Genomic DNA, 18,752 nt, shown 5'->3' with positions numbered 1-18,752 from the left:
TATGACAACGTTTCAGCTGATACTTTATATCCTTATATTTCTTCCTCTGTGCCTTTTGTTCTACCGGCTGACTCCGCAGAAGCACCGCTGGAAAGCGCTTCTCGGCTTCAGTATCATTTTCTATCTGATGCTCTGCCGGGAACTGAGCCTGATCCTGTATCTGGCCGGTGCTGTCCTCATAACGCACTATATCGGGATCTGGCTTGCCTGGCTGCAGTCCGAAGAACAGCGCGAGATACGGGAATCCGCAGACAGCGCCGGGAAGTCTCGGGAAAAAGAGATCCGCAGCAGATACCGTACGCGGGCCAGAGGTGTTCTGGCCTTCGGTGTCCTGCTGCTCCTCTCCATCCTTGCAGGGCTGAAATATTACAATTTCCTTATCCGTACGCTCTCGGAGATCCTGAACGGAGCGGGGCTTTCTTCCTCTCTTTCCGAAATCCGCATACTCCTTCCTCTGGGCATCTCGTTTTATACCCTGCAGGCCATCGGATATATGGCTGACGTTTACTGGGGCAGGATCAAGGCGGAACCTTCTCTGGCAAAGACTGCCCTGTTCCTTATGTTTTTCCCCCAGATCATCGAAGGACCTATCTGCCGTCACTCCGATACGGCGGAGATGCTTTATGCAGGGAAAACACCGGAACGGACGGATTTCACTGCCGGATATATACGCATTTTCTGGGGACTGTTCAAAAAGCTGGTCATCGCCGACCGTCTGGCACTCCTCGTATCCCAGGTCTTTGATGATTACCGGGATTACTCCGGAGTTGTCGTTGCCGTCTCCGCGGTGGCCTACACGATACAGCTCTACATGGAATTTTCCGGATTTATCGATATCGTTATCGGAAGCGGACGTCTCTTCGGCATCCGCCTGCCCGAAAATTTCCGGCAGCCCTTCTGCTCCCAGAGTGCGGCAGAGTTCTGGCGGAGATGGCATATCACCCTCGGCGTATGGTTTAAGTCCTACATTTTTTACCCCGTATCTGTCTCCGGCACGGTCAAGCGCTGGAACCAGTACGGCAGGAAACATGCGGGGAAATATCTTACCCGCCTGGTCACCTCAGCCCTGGCCCTCTTTCCGGTCTGGCTGTGCAACGGACTCTGGCACGGAGACCGGTGGAGTTATATCTTTTACGGAATGTATTATTTTACCCTGATCATCCTGGGAACTGCCATCGAGCCGGTCCGCGACCGCGTTCTCTCCGCCTGTCACATCTCTGCTGACAGCATATGGCTGAGGTCTTTCCGGATCCTGAAAACATGGCTCATCATCTTCACCGGAGAACTCTTCTTCCGTGCTGACGGCCTGAAAGCCGGGATCCACATGTTCCGCAGTATCTTCCGTGATTTTGATATCGGAAATCTCTGGGACGGCACCCTTCTCAACCTTGGGATGAGCCCGGCCGATTTTGCCGCCGTCATCGCCGGATGCATCATAGTCGCAGCAGTCGGACATATCAGGGAACACAGCGGCAGTATCTCGACTCGGATCGCCGGAAGCAGCCTTCCTCTGCGATGGGGTGTATGCTATGCGCTTCTCTTTGCTCTCCTGCTCTTCGCAGCATATGGAGACGGATACCAGGCGATCGACCTAATCTATGCAGGATTTTGAGGTGAACACAATGAAACGACTGAAAAAAGGGATTTTATTCTTTCTGACTTTCTTCTTTCTGCTCGGACTCTGCTCTGCTGCCGCCAGCCGGATCACAGCCGGATGCAGGGGATGCGTACGCGGAAGAAGCAGGGTCTTCGCAGGGATCAGCGCAGAGAAAAAGGACTCTCTGGATGTGATCTTTCTCGGGGACAGTGAAAGCTATACTTCATTTTCTCCCATGGATCTCTGGGCGCAGCATGGAATCGCATCTTACAACTGCGGTCAGAGCTCCCAGCGGATCCAGGAAACTTACTACATGCTGAAAACAGCACTGCAGACGCAGTCTCCGAAGCTGGTGATCCTTGAGACCAACCTCATGTTCCGGGATCCGGGCCTGGCGGAAAACGTCCTTCTCACTGTAGGTGAACCGCTCCGTTTTTACTTCCCGGCCCTTCGTTACCACAATATCTGGAAAAGTGTGTTTGACGGCCCGAAAACGGACGCCGACAGCTTTAAAGGATTCCCTGTCCACAGTGACATCGAACCCTATACCGGGGCAAAAAAATATATGCAGCCCACGGACAGCGTAAAAAAAATGCCCGCGCACACATATCTGTATATGGACATGATCCGGAAACTGTGCGCGAAAAACAACGCCTCTCTCCTGCTTGTGAGCACCACTTCTCCGGTCAACTACAGCTATCCGAAGCACAATGCTCTCGAGGCCTATGCAAGACGGTACAACATTCCCTATTTTGATCTGAATCTTGATGACCGGGCCGGGATCGACTGGGAAAAGGATACTATGGATAAGGGTGATCATCTGAATCTGAGCGGAGCCAGAAAAGTCACTGCTGTCCTCGGTTCCTATCTCATGGAAAATTACTCTCTTCCCGACCATCGCGGGGAAAAGAAATACAGTGACTGGAACACGCTGCTGGAGCAGTATCAGACTGCAGCGGACAGGACAGAAAACGGATAACAGGATCCGTCAGGAAAGGCCGATGCCGGCACCGAAAATGGTGTGCCGGCATCGGCCTTCTTTCCTGCGGAAGGATCATAATTTACCGGATCAGTGGCACTTACTCCATCCGCAGCTTTTGCAGATATTGCATCCTTCCTCAAACACGAGAGGTTCCCCGCACTCCGGGCAGAACATCCGGTCCGTCTCCTCTTCCGTACTCACAGCCTTGGGCTCCGGAGCTTTCTCTGCCTTTCTTCCGGCTTTCTCTGCCTTTTCCCCGCTTTTTTCCGCAAGTTCCTCCTGCATCTCATTATACATATCCATAAGAGCATTCCCTACAGCCATCGGACAGCAGGCCCCTTTGCTCGTATCCTTCCGCGTCACCCGGCGGGCTGTATAAGACGGACAGGATCCGCTGGAATTGAGCTGATCCACGATCGTCTCAATATCGATCCCGCCCCTCGCGCTGATCGATATCATCCTGGAAAGCCCCACCATGAAATTATTGCATCCCCCCGTGGAACCTTTGCTGAGATATGTCTCCAGCAGCGCCCCGGTATGAGGATCAAACAATGCGATACAGTGAAGACTGCCGCATCCCGTTGTCAGCTTGCGCTTCTTCCCGACCACGTCATCTGTGACCAGCAGGATGTCGCCCCGCTTAAGCCCTTCTCCAGCCACGACTTTTTTCGTCTCTTTCTTTTCACTTGTATTGAGTATCCCGATCCTCTTACACCCGTCACGGAAGATCGTGATGCCTTTGAGCCCTTTTTCAAAAGCATACAGATACAGCTTTTCCGTCTCCTCCACAGTAAAACGGTTTGGCACATTCACCGTCGAGCTGATGGATGCGTCGATATGAGTCTGCCATACTGCCTGCATATTGATCCTCTGACGGTATCCCAGCGTCATGGCTGTCACAAAACAGTCCGGGAGATCCGTATCGCTTTTGAGCCCATGCTGTTTCATATAGCTTTCGACGATCCTGGTATATACTTTATAGTACACGTCTGTCCCGTGGAGGGACTCCGTTTTCCTTTCATAGTAGTTGGCGTAGACCGGCTCGATTCCGCCGGAGATGCCAAGCATCGTGGAAAGTGTTCCCGTAGGCGCGATCGTCAGGAGCTGTGAATTCCTCAGGCCGTATTTTCGCACAAGTTCCCTCGTCTTCTCCGTCGTATTCGCCAGGAAATAGGGGGTGGACATGATCTCCTCCGTATGACAGGCCGGGAATGCGCCCTTATCCCTGGCCAGAAGGGCAGAGGCGGCGATCGCAGAATCTGCCATGGCAAATCCGATATTGTCACACATCCGCACAGCATCCTCTTCTCCATAAGTCAGTCCCAGTTTGATCAGGCAGTCTGCCAGACCCATGATCCCCAGTCCGATCTGACGCCACTGTGCCACGCTTTCCCGCTGTTCCTCCAGGGGATGAAGGGGAAGTCCTTCTTCCAGCACCTCATTGAGAGCCCCCACAGAGACTTCCACACACTTTTTCAGTCCCTCAAAGTCGAATTGCGCGTGATCGGTGAAAGGATCCTGTACAAACTCCGCCAGGTTGATGCTTCCGAGAAGGCAGCTCCCCCCTGCGGGCAGCGGTTCTTCCGCACACGGATTCACTCCTGCATAGGAAAACTCCTTTGTATTGCTCAGAAGGTTCCAGCTTTCGATCCTGTCCCAGAACAGTGCGCCCGGCTCTGCATAGTCCCAGTTCGTCTCTGCGATCCGGCGGAACAGCTCCCGTGCGTTCACGGTACGTTCGATCACCTCTCCGGTGGCCTCCCGCTTATAGTGCAGGGTATACTCCCCATTCTTTTTCACTGCCTCCATAAAATCCTCATGGATCCTCACAGAGATATTGGCCTTCGTCACTTTCTCCAGATCTGTCTTGAGATCGATGAACTCTTCTACATCCGGATGGGAACAGTCGATCGATATCATCAGCGCTCCCCTCCGCCCGTTCTGGCCGATCAGCGCCGTCACCAGAGAATAAAGTTCCATAAATGAGACAGAACCGCTCGTCTCCCTGGCCGCATTGTTGATCCTCGCCCCCCGGGGGCTTAATCCCGAAATATCTACTCCGCATCCGCCGCCGTAGCTGTAAGTGCGGGCCAGCTTTTTGGCACAGTCGAAAATACTCTCTATATTGTCCTCGGGCGGTTCTACCACATAGCAGTTCGAGTACGTGACCTTGCGTCCCTTCTGGTCCAGCCCCCGGTTGGAGAGGATCCGGCCTCCGAAGAGAAATTTTTTCTGTCTGATATACTCTCCGATCTCCCGGTTCCCGCCGCTGATCCGGCTGAGCCACTCGTCAAAGGACTCCCCGTCACAGCAGTATTTCTTTGTCCAGATGTCGGTTCCCAGTTGATTGTCTTCCCCGAGCCATTCTTCTACTGTCATTTCATATTCCTTCTTTCTCTGTTATCAGCTTATTTCCATACATAGTTTCATTCTACTATCAACGGGATCAGGGTACAAGGGCTTTCCCCGCAAATTCATCCAGCGGCGCTTCGCGGAACCCGTCTTTCGTCAGCACCATCATGCTGTCAAACCCGCTTTTCCTGATCATCTCCAGCGACTCCCGGTAACAGCAGTCAAGCATCTTCCTGTCATGGCAGTCACTGTTCAGGAGGATCTTTCCTCCTTTTTTCCTGATATAAGAGAGCAGATGGCGCTCCGGATACGGATCTTTCCGGTATCCCCGCGCTACAGCACCTGTATTGACTTCCAGGATCTTCCCCGCTCCCACAAGCGCATCGATGCATTTTTCCGCACAGGAGATGTAGTCCGGGTTCGTAAAAGAGCCAAAGCTCCCGTCCTCATTGAATTTCATCAGAAGATCCAGATGTCCGATGATATCGACTTCCGGAAAGTCTGCCATCTTTGCCACATCCTCGTAGTAATCCCGGGCAAAAGCCAGGAAATCCCCTCCGTAGAGTTCCACGATCTTCCTGCTCTCATCTGCGGAATAATCAATACTCTTCACCTGTCCGCCCACAGTGATAAAATGTTTGCTCCCGATCACGAAATCATAGGGGGCTCTCGACGGGACCCTCTGCATCATATCTTCCTCGATCCCCAGAAAGATCCTTATCTGCCCACGGTATTTTTCCCGGGCTTCCCTGACATCACGGATATAGGATGCCAGCCCTTCTTCACTCATGGCGCACTCGTCCACTGCACATGGCCCGTGACCCGAGAATCCGAGAACCGTAAAGCCTTTTCCTATTGCTTCCCTCACCATCTCGTCAATGGTGTCCTTTCCGTCACAGTAGATACTGTGGGTGTGTAAATTCTGCCTGATCATCTCTTCCATCCTTTCCGGTATCCTTCTGCATTTCTATAAACGGCTCATATACCGCGCCCATGCTGCAAGGCCGGCCCCGTGCATGAACTTCCCGTCTGCTACCAGTTTTCGGAAATCTTCCAGACTCATCTCGTCCAGTACGATCACTTCCCCGGCTTCTCTGTCCGTGCCTGACGCTTCACCGCATTCCGCGGCAAAAAGCCAGATTTTTTCATTTGTTGAACCGAAAGACGGATAAAACGGACCGAGCGGATGCAGCTTTTTCACCTGATATCCGGTCTCTTCCGCAAGTTCTCTCACCGCAGCTTCCTCCGGTGTCTCGCCCGGGTCGACAAATCCCCCGGCAGTTCCCACTGCCAGGACCGGACAGGATAACGGTACTGCCTCTGGAGAAGGACACTGCCTTCCCGGAACGGGAGCACGCTCACTCCTTCCCGGATCTCCAGATAATCATAAGGCTGTTCGCAGCCGTTTACACGTACCTGATCCTGAACAACAGTAAAACGGCCTGCGTGTATCTTCTTCGATCCCAGCGTCTCGAAGGGATCCCGTCCGGCCGCCTCTTCCGCTGCAGCCTTGCTCCCCCTGACTCTTTTTTCTGCATCCATTCTGTACTTCCTCCTTATCTGCAGGACGGACTGTGCTATTCTGTCCGCCAGACGTATCTACATAATATCATAGAAATATCTATCCGGGCAGTTATTTTTTCGCCTCTTTCAAACACGTCGGAGCAGTGATATAATCGAATTGTCTTCAACTGTTCACAGGATATTTTTATAGAATTATTATCGTGACCAAAGAAACATAATATTTTCTTCAATAAAATCTTATCATCAAGAGAAAGGAGATTTTTATGGCAGATAAAATATTGATCCGCGGTGCGCGGGTACACAATCTGAAAAACATCAATGTTGATATTCCCCTTGGAGAAATCGTCGGCATCGCCGGGGTTTCCGGTTCAGGAAAATCCTCCCTGGCTCTGGGCGTCCTCTATGCAGAGGGCTCCCGCCGCTATCTGGATGCCCTGTCCACCTACACCCGGCGCAGGATGACCCAGGCCGCCAGGGCCGATGTAGATGAAGTGCTCTATGTTCCTGCCGCCCTTGCGCTCCATCAGCGTCCGGGTATCCCGGGAATCCGCAGCACCTTCGGCACCGGAACCGAACTGCTGAACAGCCTGCGTCTGATGTTCTCCCGGCTCGCCAGCCACCGGTGTCCCAACGGCCATTATCTGGAGCCCACTCTCCTGGTTGCAGCCGGCGGGGAACTGGTCTGCCCCGTATGCGGAACTCACTTTTACGCGCCTTCCGCCGAGGAACTTGCCTTTAACAGCCAGGGTGCCTGCCGCACCTGCGACGGCACAGGAACGGTGCGCACGGTAGACCGCTCCACTCTCGTACCGGACGATTCCCTGACCATCGACGAGGGCGCCGTCGCTCCCTGGAATTCTCTGATGTGGTCTCTGATGACGGACGTGTGCCGTGCCATGGGCGTACGCACAGACGTGCCCTTCCGTGAACTGACTGATAAAGAAAAAGATATCGTCTATAACGGTCCGGCCGAAAAAAAGCACATTTTCTACAAATCCACAAAAACCAACCAGGCAGGTGAACTTGATTTTACCTACTTTAATGCTGTGTACACAGTCGAAAACGCACTATCAAAAGTCAAAGATGAAAAGGGCATGAAACGTGTGGAGAAATTTCTGAAGCAGGAGGCCTGCCCGGACTGCGGCGGTTCCCGGCTGTCAGAAGCTGCCCGCGCTCCAAAGCTTCGCGGCATATCCCTGGCACAGGCCTGCCAGATGACACTCTCTGACCTCATCCGGTGGGTATCCGGTATCCCGGCATCTCTCCCGGAAGAGATGCGCCCCATGGCGAAGAGCATCTGCGATTCCTTCCAGACTGTAGCAAAACGCCTGATGGATCTGGGGCTCGGGTATCTGACACTGGACCGGGCCTCCTCTACCCTCTCCACCGGGGAACGCCAGAGGATGCAGCTCGCCCGGGCAGTCCGCAACCGCACTACCGGTGTGCTCTACGTGCTGGACGAGCCCTCCATCGGACTTCACCCTTCCAACATCGTGGGGCTGACCGGAGTGATGCACGACCTGATCGCTGACGGGAACTCCGTAATTCTGGTGGACCACGATACCCAGATTCTCTCGGAATCCGACTGGATCATCGAGATGGGACCGGATGCGGGTTCCGACGGAGGTTATGTGATCGCAGAGGGGACAACCGCTGACATCGCCGGAAATCCTGTGTCGAAAATCGGGCCTTTCCTCTCCGGACAGCAGCATACTCTCATGCGTCCCCGGGCAGATGCGGGAGAGATGTTCTCCCTGGGGAGAATTCATCTCGCCACCGGAGCCATCCACACCGTGCAGCCTCTGAAAGCCGATATTCCAAAGGGCCGGCTCACCGCTGTGACCGGCGTATCCGGTTCCGGCAAGACCACACTCATCCTGGAAAGCCTGATTCCCGGACTGGAAGCCGCCATTCACGGGACGAAACTACCGGAACATGTCCATGAGGCTGACCCATGCGGAATCGGACAGGTCAAGCTGATCGACGCTTCTCCCATCGGTATCAACGTCCGCTCCACGGTGGCCACATATGCCAATGTACACGATGAACTGCGGAAGATCTTCGCCCGGACCGCAGATGCAAAAGAGCTTGGATACAAAGCCGGGGACTTCTCCTACAACACGGGCAAACTGCGCTGTCCGGTCTGCGACGGAACCGGCATTATCAGCCTGGACGTACAGTTTCTCCCGGATGTAAAGATCACCTGTCCCCAGTGCCGGGGCTCCCGGTATGACAAGGCAGCGGACCGGATCCGGTATGTGGATAAAAAGAAGAAGGCGGGGAATATAGCCCGTGATGCCGTCCCCGCTGCAGGTTACTCCCTGCCGGAGCTGATGGCAATGGATATCAACACCGCCCTGAAAGCCTGCGAGAACTTAAAACTCGTCCGCCAGAGACTTCAGGTGCTCAAAGATCTGGGACTCGGCTATCTCACCCTCGGCGAAGAGACTCCCAGCCTCTCCGGCGGCGAAGCACAGCGTCTGAAACTTGCCAGCGAGATGGGTAAGACGCAGGCCGACTCCATCTTTATCTTTGATGAGCCCACCATCGGTCTGCATCCCCTCGATGTCCAGACTCTCATCGGCGTGTTCCAGACACTGATCGAAAACGGCGCCACTGTCATTGTCATCGAACACGACCTGGATGTGATCCGAAACGCCGACTACATCATCGATATGGGGCCCGGCGGCGGTGCAGAGGGCGGCAGGATCGTGGCAGCCGGGACACCGGATGAGCTCCGAAAGAACTCTGCAAGCTGTACCGGGAGATATCTGTGACCCGATGAATCTGATAAACCATGCAAAAAAAACTGCTGCAACACCTGTCGGAAGTCATGTTCCGTGCTGCAGCAGTCTGCTGATTTATGAGTCTGCCTATCTATGAATCTGCTGATTGATGAGATTCACCGCACATTTCAAAACAGGCTGAGCTGGCTGTATCCCTTATCTTCTGGGAACTCCCTGAGATAGGCAAAGCTCTCGTCCGGTTTATACAAGATTCCATTTTCACGGCAGGTGTCTTCAAAAATTCTGAAGAGCCTGCCGTGATTCGGACTTGATACCTCGTATGAATTTCCATACATGTATTGATATTTATTTCTTAAGCCAGGGAAATGTTTATCAAGAGCTTCATAAAAATACTCCCTGTCCCCTTCGCGCAGGGTAACACCCATGCCGAAATTCATGATTCCTTTCACACCGGTATCCACACAGCACTTTAAAATTCCCCGGATATTATCCTCTGTGTCGTTGATAAAAGGCAGCACAGGCGTCAGCCAGACAACCGTGGGAATCCCTGCTTCTCTCATCTGCTCAAGAACTTCCACTCTCCTGGCGGTGGTACAGACATGGGGTTCGATAATCCTGCACAGCTCTTCATCGTAAGTCGTCAGCGTTATCTGCACAACTGTCTTTGCCTTCTCATTGATACTTCGCAGAAGATCCATATCGCGCAGGATCCGGTCAGATTTTGTCTGAATTGCCACCCCAAACTCATAACGGTCAATAACCTCCAGACATCTTCCTGTAAGGCCAAGCTGCTCCTCGCAGTGCATATAGGGATCGCACATGGCTCCCGTCCCGATCATGCATTTCTTTCTCTTTGACCGGAGCTTCTGCTCCAGCAGCTCCGCCGCATTTTCCTTCACCTCCACATCCTCAAACGGATGGGTAAAACCGTAACATCTGCTGCGACTGTCACAGTAGATACAGCCGTGCGTGCATCCCCGGTAAATGTTCATTCCGTTGTTTGCCGAAAGAATTCCCTTTGCTTTTGTGAAATGCATATATCCGCCCTCCTGTTCCACAGCTCACGTAGATGCATCAATCTTTACGACAGCAGTATGTCACATTTTATTTTGAAATGCAATTAAATCTTTTCAGATGTATGATATGCAGTCGTATCTTTCCGAATCACGGCATGCGGTCAGATCTTTTCAAATCAGGGCATGCAGTCAGATCTTCCCAGCTCGTGATTTCCGGCAAGGGCTGCTGCGACGGCGGCGACAATATGGCTGATCAGAACCGCTGTCCAGATTCCGTTCAGTCCCAGACCCAGAGCGGAAAACATTGCCGCCAGAGGCATCCGGATCAGCAGATAGTAAAGAACCATGCACAGCAGACTTTTTGCCGGCTTTCCCATTCCATTTACAGCCCCCAGAAAACAGTTTGTCACGGTGTTCAGAATATACCCGGCGCCAACAATCAGAAAATACATTCTGACAATCTCCGCAGCAGCCCTGCTGTCTACAAACAGCCCGGAAATCTGCCGGGCAAAAATCACGAGAACCGTCTCCATTTTCCCGGTGATTCCATATGCGGCGATTGCACTGACGCCATACCCGCTCACAAGGGATGTAAGAAAACTGGTGCTCACAGCCGGTATGCTCTGCTGAAATGCTGCCGGAATCCCTTTGGCGAACAACAGGCCGATCCATCTGATACGAAATGCCGTGATATGAAATTCAAAAAGTCTCTTTTTCCATAAATATCCCAACATGAATATCAGACAGAGCATCTGGGAAAGCAGTGTCGCCGCCGCGGCTCCCCGAAAGCCCATCCAATGGATAAACAGCGGATCAAGCACAGCGTTCAGTATCGTGCAGACCAGCATTGCGACCACCTGGAAAACCGTGTTTCCAAAGCTTCGGAGAACTGCCGTAAAATAACAATAAAGATACACAGCCAGATACCCTAGAAGATAGATCTCCAGATACTCACAGGCCATCTGGAACGTCTCCCCTGGTGTCTGCAGAAGTATGAGAAGCGGTCTTAAAAACAGTTCCAGAAGAACCGTGATTCCCACAGAAAATACAGCCGACACAACCAGAGATGTTGCCACTAAGCTCTCTGTATTTTCCCGGTCTCCCGCACCGACAGCCCGGGACAGCAGAATCGACACTCCATTTGTCGCTCCCATCGCGATTGAATTCAGGATCAGAATAATCGGCGTGGAACTTGTCAGCGCCGCATAGGCAGTCTCTCCCATCAGGTTGCCGATCCAAAGACTGTCCACAAGGTTGTATGCCATATTGAGAAACATGGCTGCCATCATGGGAAGCGCCACCATTAGCAGACATTTTTTTGTGTCGTCAGAAATAAAATCAATTTCATTCTTCACTTTTAATTTCTCCTTTAAAATAATTTCAGATGAAATATCCACTTTAGCTTTGAACGGAAGCTTTGTTTGTAGGAGCATTTCGATTGGAAGGGATGCCTTAATGAATGAATATTATTCATTCTATCTTTTTAAAGAAGCCCTGCTCAAAAGCAGGGTTGTCTTTCTCTCTATTTTCCCTTTCTTTGCAAATCATCCGCTACAGATTTTTTAATACTTCAATCAGGAAAGTCTTGACCCGCTCAACACGCTCCTCTCTCGGAATCGCCTGATCCATCAGAAGCCCCAACTGTCCATATACACAGAATGAAGCGGCTGCCTCTGTATCCTGAATGTGTGTTTCTCCCCGTTGATTCGATTCATCGAGAAGCCTTTGGACTACCGGCTTCATTTTGGAGCAGATACTTAGAGACAGTCTCATGTGAATCTCTTTCGAGCCCGGTCCGTGGAACACTTTTTTCATATAGCTGTTTTCCTGCTCCGCTTCGATAAAAGTCGGCATCTGCTCCACGATATCAATCAGCGTCATACCGCCCGCAGACATCGCCTCATCCACAGGCATCGCCTCACCCACAGGCATCGTCTCATCCGCAGATACAGTCTCATCCACATTTGCTGCTTTCTTCTGGTGAGATGTTTTCAGAAAGGCCGTCATCTGATCAGCCTGCAGTTGGGCATACTGCTCAACTGCCGTGTCAAACAGCACCTCCTTGGACGGAAAATACCGGTAAAACAGCCCCTGCGCCACGTTCATTTCTTTCGCGATATCAGAGATTGATGTCTTCTCATATCCCTTTTCATAAAACAGGCGCATCGCTGTGTCAATAATTTCCTGTTTTCTCTCAGCCGGCTCCTTTGAAATACGCATCCGTTTTCCTCCTCCTAATATGTATGTGTAGGGTTTTCAGTGATTTTCCATCTGATACCTGAGAGTATACCACCGGATAAATTAGAAGTCAATGAATAATGTTCATTCATTATTGATTTTTTCTGTCATATCACACTTCTTTTATTGTGACAAAAACAGTATCTCCCGGCTGTTTCCCGATCTTTTCACGAATATCTTTACGAATTCCGATGATATAACAGACTGAGCCGTCCTCATTTTTCACACCCATATTCACGATACTTCCATCATAGGGTACGCCGTCAAAGGTGGCATGGACTTTCACCCGTCCTCTGCCGAACTCTTTCCGGATATCGTAGGGGAAGCGAATATATGCACCGCCTTTGTCCGGAACAGGTTCAATGATGGCATTAAATTTGTAGAGTTTAGAATTCATTCTTTTTTACCTCTTGTAGGGTTTGATTTGTGTTTCTTTTGCGGAGAATTGGGAACTTGGCTGTGTTAGTTATCTGGTCTTTTAATCCACACTCTCCATGCGGAGAGTGACTGCAATTTTATCCAAAACAGCACCCTGTTTTTCAGACAAAATCACCAAACCCTTTCTCATTTTATTTACATATGACTATTCATCCGCACTTTATACAGCACTGTTTAGCTTCTTTTGTACACTTTTACTGGTGCGAATCCTCCGGGAATTTTCTGTTCGCTTCACATTCGCACTTATTCTGCCAATATTATTTTTCATCACATGTCCAATAAACATTTCTGTGTGCCTCTGCCCCATTAATATTACAGAGTTTCACTTTTCATTTCTGACTCCAATACCTGATATTCCTGATTTAATTCTTTCACCAATTCCTCTTCGCTTGGTAAATATAATTTGTACTTTGAAGCAAATATCTGCGTTTCATTTTCCGGGAGAGTATACTTAACAACAGAATCACTTTTATCTGCACATAGCACGATACCAATTGGCGGATTATCCCCTTCATTCATAAGTTCCCGCTCATAATAGTGCACGTACATCTGCATTTGTCCAAGATCCTGATGAGTCAAGTCGCCAACTTTCAAATCAATCAGAACAAAGCATTTCAAAATATAGTTGTAAAAAACGAGATCAATCCTAAAATGTCTTCCATCAAAAGTAATTCTTTTCTGTCTGGCGACAAACGAAAAACCTCTGCCTAGCTCCAGAAGGAATTTTTGCAAATGTGTAATCAATGCCTGCTCCAGATCACTCTCGTAAAAATCTTCATTGGGGCTTAATCCGAGAAATTCCAAAACATATGGATCGCGAATAATATCTTCCGGCTTTTTAGCCGGTTCCAAGTGTTGAATCTCTTGTCTTACTTTATCCTTATTTTTGCTCGACAATAACCGTTCATAAAAAAATGAATTAATCTGCCTCTCAAGCTGCCTTGTACTCCACTGTGATTTCACTGCTTCCTGCATATAGAATTCTCTGGCAGTTTTGTCCTCGACTCGCATTAATAGACGGTAATGCGACCAGCTCAATTCGCTACGCAGTGTGTAGCCATTTGGAAACTTCAGATAGAACTGCCGCATATTTTTCAGATTTGCAACTGTAAATCCTCTACCAAAATCTTTTGTCATCTGTTTTGACAATTCCTGTAACAATCCCGTTCCATATTCCGCCTTTTCCTTGCCTCCCTGCTCTTCTATAATTGCTTTTCCTATGTTCCAGTATGCCTCGACCATTGCAAAATTAGCAGTTTGATAAACCTTATTTCTTGAATTTATCAAAATCTTTTTGATTTCTCCATAAAATTCCTGATTCATAATCTCCTCCGATATAGTATTAGCCACGCAGCAGGGAATGACAAATTTTATTTTTGCTTTTTCACCTCCCAGTATCCGCCTTTTGCAGGACCATGTCTGACCAATATTCCACGATCTTTCAGATTTCGGATATTCATCTCAATACTTCTGCGCGTTATACCGATCTTTTCTGAAAGTTCTGCCGCAGTCCGGCTTCCGTCTGTGGATAAAAGCTGGATGATTTTCTTCTGTGTGTCGTTCAATTCTTCCTGCTTTTCTCTGAAATTTTCTCGAAATTCTTCCGAAGCTTCTCCGAAGTTCCTCCGAAGTTCCTCCGAAGTTCCTCCGAAATTTCCCCGAAATTCCTCTGAATTTTCTCCGAAGCTCCTCCGAATCTCTTCTGAATCTTCTGCGATTATCCCTGCACTATAGTCAACTTTTTCAGCTATCCCTTTTCGGAATAGATTCACGCGAAATGTCTCAGGCATCTCAATAAATTCCGGTTCCGGCAAATGATAAGCCGCTGCCGCTCTGCGAATATTTCTCAATCCTGTTCCCCATGCTTCGATCAGCCCAATCTGGTTAAACACCTCGGCTATAACCCGGTTCCTCTGTTTGGAGCGTCCGCTCATCGCTTCCTCAAGAGTCAGTCCGAAACATAATCCTCCTGGCGACGTAACCTCCAGACGGTCATCGTACAAGGCTACCTGCACGCAGGATGAATCAAGAAAATTACGGTGGCATTGGGCGTTTATGATCATTTCACGAATCGCAGCAGGCGGAAGTTCATATTTTTCTTTCCGCACCAGTCCTTCAACCCTCGCGCTTCGACGGATATTCCGTAACACAAACGAATAAGCATTTTCAATCTGCTCATACAATGGTCCGTCGTATTCCTGCTTATCGATAAACTCGCCGCGCTCTGTCCCTGCAAAGACGGCACACTGAGTCTTTGAATAATGAAAATATTTCCCTGTCAGCAACGCGAACGCATTCGATGCCAAATAGCCGTTCTCTCTTTTCTTTAACACATTCCAGTTGATGAGCTGAGTCCGTGTTACTCTTGGTCTCGTTCCTGCATTTTCCCGGATCTCCTGCATTTCTTTCCGGTAGCGGTTGATGTCCCGGCACAATTTTTTAACTGCAGCTTCTGTAACCGGATAGTTAATGCATATCTGTTCGTCCCAGGAAACACGTTCCCCCTCATACTCCAACTCTCTGATTTTTTCTGGATCCGCCAGTCTTGACGTACCTCCAACACGAACATAAGTCCCTTTTTCTTTTCCTTTGGACTTCAAAAAATACGGCCGGTTTACTCCCGGAGCAACCGTCGCAACGACAACCGTTTTCCCTTCTAATGTCTGAAAAGTAATATCCGGGACGCTCTGCAGGTTTCATCATCAATTCCAAGTAAATTATACCCAATCCCGCTTCTTCACACAACCTTTTCCCTCATCAATCACCTGCTTTTATCCGTTTTTCCAGTATGAATCTCCAGACACAACCATCTTCTTCCTGCAATTATTTGAATCTGAAGCTAAAACACATCAATAAAAAACAGGGAGTCCCCCGAAAGTTTCTCCCCATCCTGCCGCCCTGTCGACGGCTGCATCATGATACAGATATGCTCAGTGCAAATCCGCTCCGCACTGTGTCATAACTTCTTTTAACCGCTCTATATAGTATCTGTAATTCTCAAGAGATGTTGAAGGTGCGACCTGATGATCTGCTCCCGGGATATATCCGCCGCTGCGGATCACCGGCAAAAGCCGGGCAAATTCCCGGTCGATGGCATCTTTTCCTTTTGCGATCTCCAGTTTATTAAAGCTCCCGATAAATTTCAGTGTCGGGTACTTTTCCCTGACTTTTACGATGTCCATTCCTGCGTTTACGTCCATGGGAAGGAAGCCGTCCACACCTGATGCCATAAAATTGGGGATCAGGCTGTCAAAATCACCATCCGTATCCACAAATACATTTTGAACACCACCGCTTTTCAGCAGAGGAATTAACCTGCGGTAATAACTGCCTACAAATTCCTCAAAACACTCTGCAGATATCATCGGACCGTTTTTACCGCTCAGATCTTCCATAAAATAGACCACATCCGGCTGTAACATTTCTATGACTCTCATCAGTTTTGTACTGTACACCTTAAAAATATACTCCTCAATATCATGGAGCAGTTCCGGTTCATCATAGAACGCATACATATGCGGTTCGATCCCGAGCAGTTCCCGCGGGACCCAGAAAAATCCTTCTATATTCAGCCGTATTGAATAATCGCCTCTGTCGTGGCCGTTTTTCAAAGGAGCATATGCTTTTCGTATCTGTTCATCCGAAAAATACATTTCCAGCTGCTTATCCGCATGCAGTTTTAACCGTTCCCAATCTTCTCTGGTCACTATGACCGGCTTGTGCTCCAGTTCCAGATCTGAACCGGCATACTGAATGACCTGGCGTCCGTAAATATCCTGTCTGATCGTATAACGCTCTGTTTTTTCCACGATCTTCTCTTCAAAACGGCGGAAAGGGAGGACAAAATGGATCCTTCTGACCGGATCAAATCCGAAATACTGTTCATAATCCATAACCCCCTTCCCCCAGCTGACCGGAAAATACATTTCTTTCTGATTCTCTTCATTTCCTGCCAGATCATTGGTTATGTCGCCCGCTCCGTCCGCGATTCTGTCCGGCATCCCTTCTTTCTTAAACCGCTCAGCTGTCAGGGTCCATGGGTAAAATGTCTCTTCCACCGAACCTCTTCCTTCCGGTTTCTGAAAATTAAGCGTTGCAAGTTCTCGTTCTCTGTTTGTCATATGTTCCCCGTCCCCTTTCCGTTCTTAATTCTTTTAGACACTTTTTAATTGTTTTATCAATTATCTGGTTGTCAGAGCATAATATCCTTTCTCTCTGAGATCTTCTTCCACAGGCAAAAGATACATTGCCAGCCACTGTTCCGGATTTTCTTCAAATTCCCGGCGGATCTTCACTACTCGTCCCCGTCCTTCCTGATTTTTCTCATCAGCGCAAAGCAGTTCCATCATTTCCTTTTTTAACTCCGCTGCCGCCTTTGTCGGCCTCTCTGCTTCCTCCCGGAGCATCATTGCGACATTCGTCTCCCTGATATGGAGATAATATGCTGTACAGATCCTCCTGAATGTCTCGATACTTTCCAGCGATTCCTCTATCTGATCCCTCATTTTCTCCGGTATCATTTCTAGCAGTCCGGCCCCAAGTTCATAGGCTTTCTGCATCCGTTCTCCCGCCATCTCAAAACGAAGCCCCACATCCTCCAGCATCCACGGATGAGGCTGATGATCATCTGTTTTCATAAAAACAGCGTGCCTTGTAGATTCCCAGCTCGGCGTGGAGCACTGCTGGCCTCTTAAAAATGCAGCATTCCAGCCATGGTCTGTCGTGGAACGGCCGCATTCTCTGGCATACCAGCTCACATCCCATGGATAAAGCATATATGCCTCTGACACCTGCTGCCAGAACTGTATCACTTCATTTTTATACCGCTCATATTTTCCTGCAATCGCATCCAGACACTCCTCCAGACTTTTTTCCGGATGACAGATCACCTGCCCTGCTATCTCCAGACATGGATCGCCTGTCTGGGGCAGCAGACCATAATATTCCTTGATGCCTGCCACACCGGTCTGGCAAATGACTTTTTTGATCTGCATATAAGTTAGCGATGGACATGGGATCCGTTTCAGAGGTTCTGTCTCCTCACTTGACTCGCCCAGGAACAGCTCTGCTATGACAGGGATATGCTTCTTCTCTGCAAGCATACATACATTTTGAAACCACGTGTCAACCGTTCTTGTTTTCTGAACTTCTCCAATGTTGGAATGGATCATCAGGCCGAATCCCTTTTCCGGAAGCTGTTCTATCGTCTTTAATGTCTGGCCGGCCGACAGTTCCCAGGACTCCCACCACATCCGGCCTCCGCCGCTCACTTCATTCCACTTTTGGCTCAGTGCGGACAAAAATCCCGGCAGTCTCTTGTGAAGCGGGATTCCCCGGCAGTTTTCGCAATGGGAAAACTCACTGCAGAGCCAGGCATCCTGATCATATGTATACACGAGGATATCATCAATTCCCGGGATCTGTCTTTCCAGTTCTTCCAACAGTCCACAGTAATATTTGACAGTATCCTCTGTATGAAAGCAAACTTTCGGCGGGACTCCCTGATAGGGTTCCAGCCCGTTATACGGCGCTCCAAAATGGAACAGGGACCGCATCCCCTGTTTTTTACAAAGCTCCAGCCTCATCCTGATCCGTCCGCGCCTTTCCTCTGCTTTTCGACGCTCCCCGCTATCCTGCTCCGGCAGGACCAGAACATCCTGAAGGTTTAACGGCTCATCATTTGGCCGGCATCCCCAGGCTATGTTCAACTGCATCATATTAAAACCATACTGCTTCAGTTCTTCAAGTTTACTGTCGCTCCACTTTACATCCGGTACAGCCGGTGTTCCTATCATACCTATACGATAATCAAACATACTCTAACTTCCTCCTGATATAATTTGATATGGCAACCTGCA

General features: G+C 49.6%; 15 protein-coding genes. 3 read left to right on the top strand and 12 right to left on the bottom strand.

The features are described from left to right. The first annotated feature begins 1 nt into the window (after position 1). Complete coding sequence (locus B5F07_RS03965) at positions 2–1,612, top strand: MBOAT family O-acyltransferase (RefSeq protein ID WP_087159975.1); 1,611 nt, start codon at positions 2–4, stop codon at positions 1,610–1,612. 10 nt (positions 1,613–1,622) lie between these two features. After that, positions 1,623–2,576 (top strand): SGNH/GDSL hydrolase family protein, encoded by a 954-nt coding sequence (locus B5F07_RS03960; protein ID WP_140397979.1) that lies wholly within the window; start codon positions 1,623–1,625, stop codon positions 2,574–2,576. Positions 2,577–2,666: 90 nt separating this feature from the next. Here the strand turns inward: B5F07_RS03960 and B5F07_RS03955 are convergent, their stop codons facing one another. From B5F07_RS03955 to B5F07_RS23260, 4 genes are all read right to left on the bottom strand, one after another. Further along, a complete protein-coding gene (locus B5F07_RS03955; protein ID WP_087159973.1) occupies positions 2,667–4,958 on the bottom strand; it encodes an adenosylcobalamin-dependent ribonucleoside-diphosphate reductase in 2,292 nt (763 codons plus the stop codon). A 67-nt stretch (positions 4,959–5,025) separates the two neighbouring features. Then, the gene (locus B5F07_RS03950) at positions 5,026–5,874 is read right to left on the bottom strand and encodes a histidinol-phosphatase (RefSeq protein WP_087159972.1); all 849 of its coding nucleotides are present in this window, start codon (positions 5,872–5,874) and stop codon (positions 5,026–5,028) included. A gap of 24 nt (positions 5,875–5,898) precedes the next feature. Beyond that, on the bottom strand, positions 5,899–6,165 hold the full coding sequence (locus B5F07_RS03945) for an NUDIX hydrolase (RefSeq protein ID WP_275533105.1): 267 nt from the start codon (positions 6,163–6,165) through the stop codon (positions 5,899–5,901). Then, positions 6,162–6,473, bottom strand: a complete 312-nt coding sequence (locus B5F07_RS23260; protein WP_087159970.1) for a hypothetical protein — start codon at positions 6,471–6,473, stop codon at positions 6,162–6,164. Before B5F07_RS23260 ends, B5F07_RS03945 begins: the two co-directional genes overlap by 4 nt. A gap of 245 nt (positions 6,474–6,718) precedes the next feature. On the opposite strand from B5F07_RS23260, the gene B5F07_RS03935 reads away from it, so the two are divergent. Then, on the top strand, positions 6,719–9,232 hold the full coding sequence (locus B5F07_RS03935; protein WP_087159969.1) for an excinuclease ABC subunit A: 2,514 nt from the start codon (positions 6,719–6,721) through the stop codon (positions 9,230–9,232). Positions 9,233–9,369: 137 nt separating this feature from the next. Here B5F07_RS03935 and B5F07_RS03930 read toward each other — a convergent pair whose 3' ends face one another. The 8 genes from B5F07_RS03930 to B5F07_RS03895 form a co-directional block, all read right to left on the bottom strand. Further along, the gene (locus B5F07_RS03930) at positions 9,370–10,239 is read right to left on the bottom strand and encodes an SPL family radical SAM protein (protein WP_087159968.1); all 870 of its coding nucleotides are present in this window, start codon (positions 10,237–10,239) and stop codon (positions 9,370–9,372) included. 155 nt (positions 10,240–10,394) lie between these two features. Continuing rightward, a complete protein-coding gene (locus B5F07_RS03925) occupies positions 10,395–11,573 on the bottom strand; it encodes an MATE family efflux transporter (protein ID WP_204248809.1) in 1,179 nt (392 codons plus the stop codon). Between the two features lie 196 nt (positions 11,574–11,769). Further along, positions 11,770–12,438 (bottom strand): TetR/AcrR family transcriptional regulator, encoded by a 669-nt coding sequence (locus tag B5F07_RS03920; RefSeq protein WP_087159966.1) that lies wholly within the window; start codon positions 12,436–12,438, stop codon positions 11,770–11,772. A 130-nt stretch (positions 12,439–12,568) separates the two neighbouring features. Continuing rightward, entirely contained in the window at positions 12,569–12,853 is a 285-nt protein-coding gene (locus B5F07_RS03915; protein ID WP_087159965.1) for a DUF1905 domain-containing protein, read from the bottom strand. A 353-nt stretch (positions 12,854–13,206) separates the two neighbouring features. Beyond that, positions 13,207–14,217 (bottom strand): PDDEXK nuclease domain-containing protein, encoded by a 1,011-nt coding sequence (locus tag B5F07_RS03910; RefSeq protein WP_087159964.1) that lies wholly within the window; start codon positions 14,215–14,217, stop codon positions 13,207–13,209. 47 nt (positions 14,218–14,264) lie between these two features. Then, complete coding sequence (locus tag B5F07_RS03905) at positions 14,265–15,494, bottom strand: ATP-binding protein (RefSeq protein ID WP_087159963.1); 1,230 nt, start codon at positions 15,492–15,494, stop codon at positions 14,265–14,267. A gap of 330 nt (positions 15,495–15,824) precedes the next feature. Then, on the bottom strand, positions 15,825–17,015 hold the full coding sequence (locus B5F07_RS03900; protein ID WP_087159962.1) for a uroporphyrinogen decarboxylase family protein: 1,191 nt from the start codon (positions 17,013–17,015) through the stop codon (positions 15,825–15,827). 60 nt (positions 17,016–17,075) lie between these two features. Continuing rightward, entirely contained in the window at positions 17,076–18,710 is a 1,635-nt protein-coding gene (locus B5F07_RS03895; protein ID WP_087159961.1) for a hypothetical protein, read from the bottom strand. Positions 18,711–18,752 lie beyond the last annotated feature (42 nt).

It is taken from the genome of Lachnoclostridium sp. An169 (assembly GCF_002160525.1).
Classification (GTDB): domain Bacteria; phylum Bacillota; class Clostridia; order Lachnospirales; family Lachnospiraceae; genus Mediterraneibacter; species Mediterraneibacter cottocaccae.
This window is presented reverse-complemented; position numbering and strand designations above follow the sequence as displayed.